At 69.8% G+C, this 11,990-nt stretch carries 7 protein-coding genes; 3 read left to right on the top strand and 4 right to left on the bottom strand.

Annotated elements, in window-relative coordinates:
• Window positions 1-141: 141 nt before the first annotated feature.
• Window positions 142-1,437, top strand: a complete 1,296-nt coding sequence (paaK, locus tag ACH4YP_RS28240) for a phenylacetate--CoA ligase PaaK (protein WP_398493258.1) — start codon at window positions 142-144, stop codon at window positions 1,435-1,437.
• A gap of 67 nt (window positions 1,438-1,504) precedes the next feature.
• On the opposite strand, the gene ACH4YP_RS28245 is transcribed toward paaK, so the two are convergent.
• Window positions 1,505-3,532 (bottom strand): sulfatase, encoded by a 2,028-nt coding sequence (locus tag ACH4YP_RS28245; protein ID WP_398493260.1) that lies wholly within the window; start codon window positions 3,530-3,532, stop codon window positions 1,505-1,507.
• A 202-nt stretch (window positions 3,533-3,734) separates the two neighbouring features.
• Entirely contained in the window at window positions 3,735-5,237 is a 1,503-nt protein-coding gene (locus tag ACH4YP_RS28250) for an acyl-CoA synthetase (protein WP_398493262.1), read from the bottom strand.
• Window positions 5,238-5,368: 131 nt separating this feature from the next.
• Between ACH4YP_RS28250 and ACH4YP_RS28255 the strand changes: the two genes are divergently transcribed.
• Both ACH4YP_RS28255 and ACH4YP_RS28260 read left to right on the top strand, forming a co-directional pair.
• On the top strand, window positions 5,369-7,774 hold the full coding sequence (locus ACH4YP_RS28255) for a penicillin acylase family protein (protein WP_398493264.1): 2,406 nt from the start codon (window positions 5,369-5,371) through the stop codon (window positions 7,772-7,774).
• Window positions 7,775-7,978: 204 nt separating this feature from the next.
• Complete coding sequence (locus tag ACH4YP_RS28260) at window positions 7,979-9,301, top strand: acyltransferase family protein (RefSeq protein WP_398493266.1); 1,323 nt, start codon at window positions 7,979-7,981, stop codon at window positions 9,299-9,301.
• Between the two features lie 2 nt (window positions 9,302-9,303).
• Here the strand turns inward: ACH4YP_RS28260 and ACH4YP_RS28265 are convergent, their stop codons facing one another.
• Together ACH4YP_RS28265 and ACH4YP_RS28270 are read right to left on the bottom strand one after the other, a co-directional pair.
• A complete protein-coding gene (locus ACH4YP_RS28265; protein WP_398493268.1) occupies window positions 9,304-10,854 on the bottom strand; it encodes an acyl-CoA synthetase in 1,551 nt (516 codons plus the stop codon).
• Complete coding sequence (locus tag ACH4YP_RS28270) at window positions 10,851-11,960, bottom strand: nitronate monooxygenase family protein (protein ID WP_361067769.1); 1,110 nt, start codon at window positions 11,958-11,960, stop codon at window positions 10,851-10,853. Before ACH4YP_RS28270 ends, ACH4YP_RS28265 begins: the two co-directional genes overlap by 4 nt.
• Window positions 11,961-11,990: the final 30 nt, after the last annotated feature.

Genomic DNA, 11,990 nt, shown 5'->3' on the forward strand with positions numbered 1-11,990 from the left:
CATCGCGCACGGGACCCGCCCCCTCCCCCTGCGGCCGCCCCATGTCTTGACGACGGCCCGTAGCCCTGGATTACTGATCCAGAACAGAGCGACCGAATGATCGGTCGCCCGTAATGGCGCGTTTGGCGAGGGAGCGGCCCCATGGCGGATGCGACGGACCTCCTGGACGAGGGCGAGCGGCTCGACGCGGAGGGGCTGCGCGCACTCCAGCTGGAGCGGCTGAGGGCATCGCTGCGGCACGCGTACGAGAACGTGCCCTTCTACCGGGGCTCCTTCGACAAGGCGGGGCTCCGGCCCGAGGACTGCCACTCGCTCGCCGATCTGGCGCGCTTCCCGTTCACCACGAAGGCGGACCTGCGCGAGAACTATCCGTACGGGATGTTCGCCGTGCCGCGGGACCGTGTCCGCCGTATCCACGCGTCGAGCGGTACCACCGGGCGGCCCACGGTCGTGGGTTACACCGAGAACGACCTGTCCATATGGTCCGACATGGTGGCCCGCTCGCTCCGCGCGGCCGGTGCCCGGCCCGGCGACACGGTACATGTGGCGTACGGCTACGGGCTGTTCACCGGTGGGCTCGGCGCCCACTACGGCGCCGAACGGCTCGGCTGTACGGTGATCCCCGCGTCCGGCGGCATGACGGCCCGCCAGGTGCAGCTGATCCAGGATCTGAAGCCCGGGATCATCATGGTGACGCCCTCCTACATGCTGACGCTCCTCGACGAGTTCGAGCGGCAGGGCGTGGACCCGCGGGGCACCTCGCTCCGAGTGGGTGTCTTCGGCGCCGAGCCCTGGACCGAGGAGATGCGCCGGGAGATCGAGGAACGGTTCGCGATCGACGCGGTCGACATATACGGGCTGTCGGAGGTGATCGGCCCAGGAGTCGCCCAGGAGTGCGTCGAGACGAAGGACGGACTCCACGTCTGGGAGGACCACTTCTATCCGGAAGTCATCGATCCGTTCACCGGTGAAGTGCTGCCGGACGGCGAGGAGGGCGAGCTGGTCTTCACCTCGCTCACCAAGGAGGCCATGCCCGTGATCCGCTACCGGACCCGGGACCTCACACGGCTGCTGCCCGGTACCGCCCGGGTCTTCCGCCGGATGCGGAAGATCACCGGGCGCAGTGACGACATGGTCATCCTGCGCGGCGTGAACCTCTTCCCCACCCAGATCGAGGAGATCGTCCTGCGCACACCGGGTGTCGCCCCGCACTTCCAGCTGCGGCTGACCCGCGACGGCCGCCTCGACGCGCTGACCGTGCGCGCCGAGGCCCGGGCCGGTGCCACGCCCGAGATCCGCGACGAGGCCGCGCGCGCCATCACGGCGGCCGTGAAGGACGGCATCGGCGTCTCGGTCGCCGTCGAGATCGTCGAACCGGAGTCGCTGGAACGGTCCGTGGGCAAGATCAGGCGGATCGTGGACCTGCGCCCGCGCTAGACCTGCCGTCTGCACCCGCACCGGCCCCGGCCCAGGAGGGCGGAGCCGGTGCGGAGGGCAACCGCCTCTACCGCTTGGCGGGCGTCGAGCCGTAGGCGGTCAGGAAGCGGTCGCGGAAGGCGTCCATCCGCCACACCGGCGCGGACTTGTCGGGCTTGATGCCGTCCGTCCAGCCCCAGTCGTCGATCTTGTCGAGTACGGACTTGTCGTGGGCGACGATCGAGACGGGCACGTCCCTGCTGGCGTTGCTGCCGCTGACGCTGGCCAGCGGCTGGTGGTCGCCCAGGAACACGAGCACGGTGTTCTTGCTGCCGTACTTCACCACGTAGTCGATGAGGGAGTTCACCGAGTACTGGATGGACTTGCCGTACTCCTCCTTGACCTTCTTGGAGTCGTAGAACACGTCCGCGGGGTCCTTGCCCGCCTTCTCGATGCCCTCGTACACCGAGCCGTCGCCGACCTGGTCCCAGGGGATCATCTTGGGGATCGGCGCCCAGGGCTGGTGGCTGGAGGTCAGGATGATCTCCGACATCAGCGGCTTGTCGCGCTTCTTGCCGTGCTCCAGACGCTCGAAGGCGCTCAGGGCGTACTGGTCGGGCATGGTCGACCAGCTGAACTTCGGTCCCTCGTAGCCGAGTTCCCGGGAGTCGTAGACGTTGTCGAGGCCGTAGAACTTGCCCTCCGGCCAGTTCTTCTGGACGCCGGGCATGACGCCCACGGTCCGCCAGGCGCCGGTGCGCTGGAAGGCGCCGGTGAGGGTCAGGTGCTCGCCCGCGGTGACGGTGCGATAGCGGTTCTGGTTGTTGATCCACAGGCCCGACAGGAAGGTCGAGTGGCCGAGCCAGCTGCTTCCGCCGTACGTCGCCGAAGTGAGCCAGCCGCTCTTGGCGGAGTAGCCGGCCTTGGTCAGTGCCTCGTTCTTGGCATCGAGCGTCGCGTCGACGCCCGCGGCGGTGGCCTCGTCCTCGATCGCGCTGCGGCCGTAGCTCTCGATGAAGGCGATCATGACGTCCTTGCCGCGCAGATCGGTGAGCAGCTGGTCGCCCGGGGTGCCGCCGAAGGCGTCCTTCTTCGCCTCCTTGGCGAACGCCGCCTCGTCCTTCAGGGTCGCCTGCACCCGGTTCACGCGGTCCTCGACGCGGGCGACCGTGGTCCTGGCCGCGATCCCCGGACCGGACAGCTGCAGGCCGAGCGCCGCGCAGGTGACCCAGGCGATCCCGAACACCAGGGTGGCGCGGCTGGCCGCGTCACGGTTGCGGGCCATCACGTTGCTCACCCGGAGCACCGCCAGGGTCATCACGACGAGCACGATGAGAATGAGTGCCACGACCGCGATCACGGCGCCGATCGCGCCGCCGTTGCCCATCGTGTCCTTGAGGTACGACTCCGCGTCGTCGAACAGGACCCAGTCGAGGACCACGTTGAATCCACGGCCGAGGAACATGTTGAAGCCGACGTCGAGGAGGTTCAGGACGGTCAGCAGGCCGAGTATCGCGCCGGAGAGGATCGCCACCACGATCCGTGGCCTGCGCGGCAGGCCGATGAGGACGGCGGCGCCGAGGACCGCCTCCACCGGGATACGCAGGAACACACCGGGCGTGAACTTGGGGGCGGAGGTCGGCATGAGGAGCGCGAAACACACGAGCAGGAGGGACAGACCCGTGACGGTCCATCCCACGTTGCGCGCGGCGACCGCGTGCCGGTCCCGCCACTTGCGGGGGGCGACGGGCTCGTCCGGGGTCTCACCGGCGGGGCGATCACTCGCGGAGTCGCCCTCGTCGGAGGCGGTGCTCCCCTCGACGACGGGGTCCGCCGCGACGGCCGTGATCTCCACGACCGCGGGAGCCTTTTCAGAAGCCGCGCTCTCCTCCGTCGCAGGAGCCTCGCCGGATGGCGTGTTCTTCTCCGCCGCGGGAGCGTCTTCGGAAGTCGCCTCCTCGGCCGTGTCCCCCGCCGCAGTGGAAACGCCGTGCTCGGCCGCGATGCCCTTGCCGGGGGCGGCTTCTTCGAGAGGGGTGCTGTGCTGGGTGTCGTCGGGCGTGTCCGCCGGAGGGGCCTCCGGCGTCACGTCGGGCTCCGGGGTTGTCCGGTCCATGTCCGGCAGCTGGCGAGAGTTCGTGGTGCGCGACAACCCGAAGGTCCTTCCGTGCGAAACCCGGTGGTGATGCGGCGGGCCAGGCTCGGGTAGTCGGGCCGCCGTTACTGGTACGGCTCACCGGCGGGTTCAGTTCAACGACCGAGGAGCCGACCACCAGGGATTCAACCACCGGGAATGTGACCGTCGCGCCCGCTTAAGGTCAAACCTCTCCCAACCGGTCCCGCAACTCCCGCTTGAGGATCTTCCCGCTGGCGTTGCGGGGCAGTTCGTCCACGAACACCACCCGCTTCGGCGCCTTGAAGTGGGCGAGGTTCTCGCGTGCGTGGGCGACCAGTTCGTCCTCCGTGACCGTGCCGCGGGGGACGACCACCGCGGTCACCGCCTCGATCCAGCGGTCGTCCGGCAGCCCGATCACCGCGACCTCGGCCACCTCGGGATGCGTGTAGAGCGCGTCCTCGACCTGCCGTGAAGCGACCAGGACGCCCCCGGAGTTGATGACGTCCTTGACCCGGTCGACGACGGTGAAGTATCCCTGGGCGTCCCGCACCGCGAGATCGCCGGAGTGGAACCAGCCGTCCCTGAACGCCTCGGCCGTCTCCTCGGGCTTGCCCCAGTAGCCCTCGCACAACTGCGGTGACCGGTAGACGACTTCACCGGACGTGCCGTCGGGCACGTCCTTGCCGTCCTCGTCGACCACTCTCGCGTCCACGAACAGCACCGGGCGCCCGCAGGAGTCCAGGCGTGACTTCCGGTGCTCGTTCGGCGCGAGGACCATGGACAGCGGGCCGATCTCGCTCTGGCCGAAACAGTTGTAGAAGGCCAGCTTGGGAAGCCGTTCCCGCAGCCGTTCGAGGACGGGCACCGGCATGATCGACGCCCCGTAGTACGCCTTGCGCAGCCCGCTCAGGTCGCGGGTCGCGAAGTCGGGACGGTTCGACAGGCCGATCCACACGGTGGGCGGCGCGAAGAGGCTGTCCGCGCGGCCGGCCTCGATCAGGTCGAAGAGCTGATCGGCGTCGGGTGCGTCGAGGATGGTGTTCTGCGCGCCGACCGCGAGATAGGGCAGCAGGAACACGTGCATCTGCGCCGAGTGGTACAGCGGCAGCGAGTGCACGGGCAGGTCGCCCGCGCTCAGGTCGAGGGCGGTGATCGCGCTCAGGTACTCGTGCACGAGCGCGCGGTGCGTCATCATCGCACCCTTGGGCAGGGCCGTCGTACCGGAGGTGTAGAGCAGCTGGACCAGATCCTCGGAACGCGGCTCGGGGCCGTCGTACGGGGGTGTCCGTTCCAGCCGCGCGAGCAGCGAGTCGTCGGCGTCCTGCAGCGGCACCACCTGTACGCCGTCGGGGAGCCGGTCCGCGATGTCGGGGTCGGCCAGCACGAGCGTGCTGCCGGACTGGTCGACGATGTACGAGAGGTCGTCACCCGTCAGGTTCTGGTTGATCGGTACGTGTACGAGCCCGGCCCGGGCGCAGCCCAGGAAGCCGATGAGGTACGCGTCCGAGTTGTGGCCGTAGGCGCCGACGCGGTCGCCGGGGGCCAGGCCCGAGCCGCTCAGCACCTGGGCCGCGCGCGATACGGCCTCGTCGAGTTCGGCGTATGTCCAGGAGCGGTCGCGGTAGGTGACCGCGGTGCGCTCGGGGGTACGTCGGGCGCTGCGTAGCAGCACCCCGTCAACCGTACTGCCGTGTCCAGGCGTCATGACACATGATCCTCGTTCCGGTCCGCGAGCGGGGTCAAGTCCCGCACCAGGAGGTCAGGACCCAAGCGCCTGCACCGAGTACACGTTGTCACGCTCAACCGCCCCTTCCCTCAATGATGTTGGGAGGCACGATGCGTACCCGTCTGCGACAGCTCGTCGTCACGGCCGTCGCCCTGGCCACCGCCTCGGCCACGCTGCCCGCCGCTACCGCTCAGAGCCAGGACCGTCAGGAACGTCCCGCGCACGGTGGTCTGTCCGCCGTCGTCCGCTACACCGAGTACGGCATTCCGCACGTCGTCGCGAAGGACTACGCGAATCTCGGATTCGGCACCGGCTGGGCGCAGGCCGCCGACCAGGTATGTGTGCTCGCCGACGGCTTCGTGACCGTCCGCGGAGAGCGCTCCCGCGTCTTCGGCGCCGACGCGGCGCCGGACGGCTCGCTCTCGTCGGCCGGCGAGAACCTCTCCAGCGACCTGTACTTCCGCGGGGTGCGGGACACCGGCACCGTACGCAAGCTGCTGGACCAGCCGGCACCCCGAGGGCCGAGCCACCAGGTGAAGGACCTGATGCGCGGCTGGGCGGCCGGCTACAACGCCTGGCTGAAGCAGAGACGGATCAGCGACCCGGCGTGCAGGGGCGCCGCCTGGGTGCGGCCGGTGACCGCGCTCGACGTGGCCACCCGGTTGTACGCCCTGTCCGTGCTCGGCGGTCAGGGAGGCACCGTCGACGACATCACCGCCGCGCGGCCGCCCACCGGCTCCGCCACCACGAACGCCCGTACCCCGGACGCCGAGGGCCTGGTCCGAGCCGTGCGTGATCTGCTGCCCGACAGTTCCATGGGCTCCAACGCGGTCGCCTTCGACGGCAGCACGACGGCGAACGGCCGTGGTCTGCTGCTGGGCAACCCGCACTACCCGTGGCAGGGCGGGCGCCGGTTCTGGCAGGCGCAGCAGACGATCCCGGGCGAGCTGAACGTCGCCGGCGGCTCGCTGCTCGGCACGCCGACGATCTCCATCGGGTACAACGCGCATGTGGCGTGGAGCCACACCGTCTCGACCGGTGTCCCGTTCACCATCCATCAGCTCACGCTGGTTCCGGGCGACCCGACGGCCTACCTGGTCGACGGCACACCCGAGCGGATGACCGAGCGAACCGTGACCGTCGCGGTCAAGGACGGCACACCGGTGACCCGATCGCAGTGGTGGACCCGCTACGGCCCGGTCGTCTCCTCCCCCGAGGGCGACCTCCCGCTGCCCTGGACCACGACGACGGCGTACGCGCTGAACGACCCGAACGCGGCGAACCTGCGCTTCGCCGACACCTCCCTCGGCTTCGGCAAGGCGCGCGGCACCGCCGACGTCCTCGGATCACTCACCCGGAACCAGGGCCTGCCCTGGGTGAACACCGTCGCGGCCGACTCCTCGGGCCACTCCCTGTTCACCCAGTCGCAGGTACTGCCCCGCGTCACGGACGACCTGGCGACCCGCTGCTCGACCACGCTCGGCAAGGCCACGTATCCGGCCGCGGGGGTCGCGGTCCTCGACGGGGCGCGTGGCGACTGCGCACTCGGCAGCGACGCCGACGCCGTACAGCCGGGGATCTTCGGGCCCGCGCGGATGCCGACGCTGAAGGACGCGCCATACGCGGAGAACTCCAACGACAGTGCCTGGCTGGCCAACGCGGACCGGCCGTTGACGGGTTACGAGCGGATCTTCGGCACGGTCGGCACCCAGCACTCGTTGCGCACGCGTGGAGCGATCGAGGACGTGGCCGCCATGGCCGAACGTGGTGGACTGACCGTCAAGGACCTCCAGCACCAGCAGTTCGCGAACCGGGTGCCCGCGGGTGTTCTCGCGGCGGACGCCGCCGCCCGCGCGTGTGCCGCGCTCCCGGGAGGCACGGCAACGGGGAGCGACGGCAAGGCGGTCGACGTCACGGAGGCCTGCGGTGCGCTCAAGGCGTGGGACCACTCCATGGACACCGACAGCAGGGGTGCGCTGCTCTTCGACCGGTTCTGGCGGAAGCTGATCAGGGCGGTGCCGGGTGCGCAGCTGTGGAAGGTGCCGTTCTCGGCGGCGGACCCGGTCCGCACTCCGAACACGCTGAACACGGACGCACCGGGCTTCGCCGGGGCCCTCGCCGACAGCGTGGCCGAACTGCGTGCGGCGGGGATCGCCCTGGACGCGGAACTCGGGGCGAACCAGGTCGTCGTACGCGGTGGTCAGCGCATCCCGGTTCCGGGCGGCACCGAGTTGCTCGGCGTGTGGAACAAGATCGAGCCGGTGTGGAACGCGACGGCCGGCGGCTACAGCGAGGTCAGAACGGGTTCGAGCCATGTCCAGGCGGTCGGCTGGGACGGGAGCCGATGCCCGGTGGCCCGCACGCTCCTCACGTACTCCCAGTCGTCCGATCCGAACTCGGCCCACTTCGCCGATCAGACGCGGTTGTTCTCGCGCGAGAAGTGGGTGACGTCCCGCTTCTGCGAGAAGGACATCCTCTCGTCGCCCGCGCTGAAGGTGGTGCGTGTGCACGAGTAGGCGGGGAAACGTGTGGTCCCGCCCCGGCCGGGGCGGGACCACACGCGTGCGCACCGGCCCGCCCTGTCGTTGACCATCGGCGACAAAGGGTGCGTAATGGTAGTTATGGACATCAGGCCACCAATCCGGCCTCGCGCCCTGGAGCGGTCACTCCCCGCATCCGAACAACTACCCGCACATCGGACGTCGGCCGGTCCACGGCGGTTGGCCTGGCTGGACGCGTTGCGTGGCATCGCGGCACTCGTCGTGGTGTTCGAGCACGCGTCGTACTCCTACATGCCGGAGTTCCGGCAGGAACTGATGCCGCAGTTCAACACCGGCCGGTACGGCATCCTGGTGTTCTTCCTGGTCAGCGGCTACATCATCCCCGCGTCGCTGGAGCGCCGGGGCTGTGTCCGGACGTTCTGGATCGGCCGGGTGTTCCGCATGTACCCGCTGTGGGCGACTGCCGTCGCGGCCGTCCTCGCCGTCAGCCTCCTGGGCCTCGCGGACATGCGCGGCTCCGGTCACCAGAGCACGGCCACGACGGCCGTCGCCCATGTCGGCCTGCTTCAAGAGCTGTTGGGGACGCCCAGCGTTCTGCTCGTCCTGTGGACGCTCTCGTACGAGATGGCCTTCTATCTGCTGGTCGTCGCACTCTTCACGGTCCGCCTGCACCAGCGGTCGGCGGCGGTCGCCGGCACCCTGGCCGTGCTCGCCGCCGTGAGCGTGGCGGCAGGGGTCACGCTCCCGGCCTCCGCCCTGTCCGGCCTGGTCGGCACCGGCCCGCTGATCGGGCTCGCCTCGGGCGCCCTGGTCGTCGCGATCTGCTGTGCGAGCGCCGGGGCGCCCGCGCTTCGCGTGTTCGGCGGGGTGCTGGGCGGAGTGCTGGCGCTCGTCCTGGTCCCGTTCAACGGCACGGTCCCGCTGTGGGAGGGCCTGATCATCCTCGCCGTGATGTTCCTGGGCACCGCCGTCCACCGGGCCGAACACGGCCAGAGCACCTGGTGGCGGCCGGCCCGCACGGCCGCGGTGGTGGTCGCCTGCGCCGTGGCCTGCGCGTACTGGAACAGCGACGAGGCCCCTTTCACCCGGCAGGGCTGGATCGTGGCGTTCCTGCTGGCCGTGCTCACCTTCGGTGTCGCGCTGGCGTTGCGCCACCGGCGGATCCCGCACTCGCTGGTCCGGCTGGGAATGATCAGTTACTCGGTCTACCTGCTGCATCCGGTACTGCTGGCCGTGAGTGACGGCACGATCGGCCGGTGGCCGCGGGACAATCCCGTACTCGTGGTGGCGTTCCTCACCGTGCTGCTGCCGCTGTGCGCGCTGACCTATCGGTTCGTCGAAGCTCCGGGCCAGGCATGGGGCCGGAAGCTGGCACGCCGCGTGGGGCCGTCGCGCCGGGCACCTGTGCCGCCGGTGCACTCGAGGAAGCCGCAGGTGCGCCCCGAGAGTCCACCTGAGGCGCGTCGCACCACACATCCCGCCGGACGTTCCATCGCCCCGGACCGAGCAGCAGCCCAAGGCGATGTGTCCGTCAGATCCTGAGGTCACACGGGACGGGTCCGCCCCTCCCAGTACGGGTCCCGCAGTCGCCGTTTGTACAGCTTCCCGTTGGGGTCGCGCGGCATCGTCTCGATGAAGTCGACGCTCCTGGGCCGCTTGTACCCGGCCAGCTGCCGCTCGCAGTGTTCCAGAATCGCGGCGGCCAGGGCCTCACCCGCCTCGAAGCCGGGAGCAGGCTCGATGACGGCCTTGACCGCTTCGCCCCAGTCGTCGTGCGGAATCCCGAAGGCGGCGGCGTCCGCGACGGCCGAGTGGGTGAGCAGGGCGGCCTCGATCTCGGCGGGGTAGATGTTGACCCCACCCGAGATGATCATGTCGATCTTGCGGTCACGGAGGAAGAGATAGCCGTCCTCGTCGAGATACCCCAGGTCACCGACGGTGAAGAAGTCCCCGATACGGTTCTTCTTCGTCTTGCTCTCGTCCTTGTGGTACGAGAATCCGCCCGTGCTCATCTTCATGTAGACGGTGCCCAGTTCACCGGGCGGCAGCTTGTTCCCGTCGTCGTCGAAGACGGCCAACTCGCTGATGGGCCAGGCCTTGCCGACCGTGCCGGGTTTCTTCAGCCAGTCCTCGGCGGTCGCGAAGGCACCGCCTCCCTCACTGGCCGCGTAGTACTCCTCGACGCTCTGGCCCCACCACTCGATCATGGCCCGTTTCACGTGGTCCGGGCACGGGGCGGCGCCGTGGATGGCGTGCCGCATGGACGACACGTCGTACGCCGCCCTTGTATCGTCCGGCAACGCGAGCAGGCGGTGGAACTGGGTCGGGACCATATGGGTGTGCGTGCACCGGTGGGCGTCGATGAGCCGCAGCATCTCCTCCGGCGTCCACTTGTCCATCAGCACCAGCCGGTGCCCGATGTGCAGGGACGCGCCCGCGAACTGGAGGACCGCCGTGTGGTAGAGCGGCGAGCACACCAGGTGCACGTTGTCGTCGAACGGCTTGATGCCGAAGATGGCGAGGAAGCCGCCGAGGTAGGTCTCCTCGGGGAGCTTGCCGGGCAGGGGGCGCCGGATGCCGCGAGGGCGGCCGGTGGTCCCCGAGGTGTAGTTCATGACCCAGCCGAGCGTGCGGTCCTCGGGCACCGACCCGGGCTGCCCGTCGAGGAGTTCGGCGTACGGCCGGAAGCCCTCGACCTCGCCGACCGCGTACCGCCGCTCCTCCGGGAGCTTCGCCTCGTCGGCCGCGTGGCGTGCGGCGTCGGCGAACCGCTCGTGCGCGATCAGCACCTTGGCGCCGGAGTCGGAGACGATCCAGGCGATCTCGGGGCCGACGAGGTGGTGGTTGACGGGCACGAGATAGAAACCGGCCTGCGAGGCGGCGAGGTACGCGGTGAAGAACTCGACGCCGTTGGGCAGCACGACGGCGAAGGCGTCGCCGCGTTCGAGCCCGGCGGCGCGCAGACCGTGCACCAGCCGGTTGGTTTCGGCGTGCAGGCGTCCGGCGGTCCACTCCTCGCCGTCGGTCGCGATGAGGACGGTGCGCTCGGGGTCGGCGGTGGCCTGGGCCCAGAAGCCGTTGGGGGGCTGGCTCACTCGTGGCTCCTTCCGGCGATGCGGTCGATTCGGTCGACGGCCTTCTCGAAGCCGCGGGTGAGGTCGTCGAAGACCTCCTGGACGCTGCGTTCGCTGTTCATCCGCCCGACGATCTGTCCCACGGGTGTCCCGAGCAGCGGTTCGACCTCGTGCCGCTGGATCCGCGAGACCGCGTCGGCGACCAGCAGCCCCTGCAGGGGCATGGGGAGTGTGCCGGGTCCGTTGGGGTCGTCCCAGGCATCGGTCCATTCGGTACGCAGCTGACGTGCGGGTTTCCCGGTCAGCGCGCGCGAGCGGACCGTGTCGCCCGACCCGGCGGCGAGCAGCTTCCGGGTCAGTGCGCGTGAGTGCATGTCGGCCTCGGTGACGGTCAGCCATATGGAGCCGAGCCACACACCCTGGGCGCCGAGTGCGAGCGCGGCGGCCATCTGCTGTCCGCTGCCGATGCCGCCCGCCGCCAGCACGGGCAACGGGTCGACGGCCTCGACGACTTCGGGCGTCAGCACCATCGAGGCGATGTCACCGGTGTGGCCGCCGGCCTCGTAGCCCTGGGCGACGACGATGTCGATGCCCGCCTCGGCGTGCTTGCGCGCGTGCCGGGCGCTGCCCGCGAGCGCGGCGACGAGTACGTTCTGGTCGTGGGCGCGCTGGATGACGTCGGCGGGCGGTGAACCGAGCGCGTTGGCCAGCAGTTTGATCGGATAGTCGAAGGCGACGTCGAGTTGGTTGCGGGCGACCTGTTCCATCCAGCCGGTGATGCGCCAGCCGGAGGCCTCGCCCTCGGCCAGTTCGGGCACTCCGTACTTGGCCAGGGTGTCCGTGACGTACTGGCGGTGCCCCTCGGGGATCATCGCCTCCACGTCCGCCTCGGTCACGCCCTCGACCTTCTTGGCGGGCATGACGACGTCCAGTCCGTACGGCATGCCGTCGACGTGCGCCTCGATCCAGTCGAGGTCGCGTTTGAGGTCGTCGGGGGCGGTATAGCGGACCGCACCGAGCACACCGAACCCGCCGGCCCTGCTGATGGCAGCGGCGACGGCGGGGAACGGCGTGAAGCCGAAGAGGGCGTGCTCGATTCCCAGTTTGTTGCTCAGCTCCGTCTGCATGGGCGCAGGATGCCGCAGTCCTCCGGACGA

This window comes from Streptomyces sp. NPDC020747, assembly GCF_044334695.1.
GTDB lineage: Bacteria > Actinomycetota > Actinomycetes > Streptomycetales > Streptomycetaceae > Streptomyces.

Coding starts and splice junctions, on each gene's coding strand:
- paaK (WP_398493258.1), top strand. CDS start 142: ATGGCGGATGCGACGGACCTCCTGGACGAGGGCGAGCGGCTCGACGCG.
- ACH4YP_RS28245 (WP_398493260.1), bottom strand. CDS start 3,532: ATGGACCGGACAACCCCGGAGCCCGACGTGACGCCGGAGGCCCCTCCG.
- ACH4YP_RS28250 (WP_398493262.1), bottom strand. CDS start 5,237: ATGACGCCTGGACACGGCAGTACGGTTGACGGGGTGCTGCTACGCAGC.
- ACH4YP_RS28255 (WP_398493264.1), top strand. CDS start 5,369: ATGCGTACCCGTCTGCGACAGCTCGTCGTCACGGCCGTCGCCCTGGCC.
- ACH4YP_RS28270 (WP_361067769.1), bottom strand. CDS start 11,960: ATGCAGACGGAGCTGAGCAACAAACTGGGAATCGAGCACGCCCTCTTC.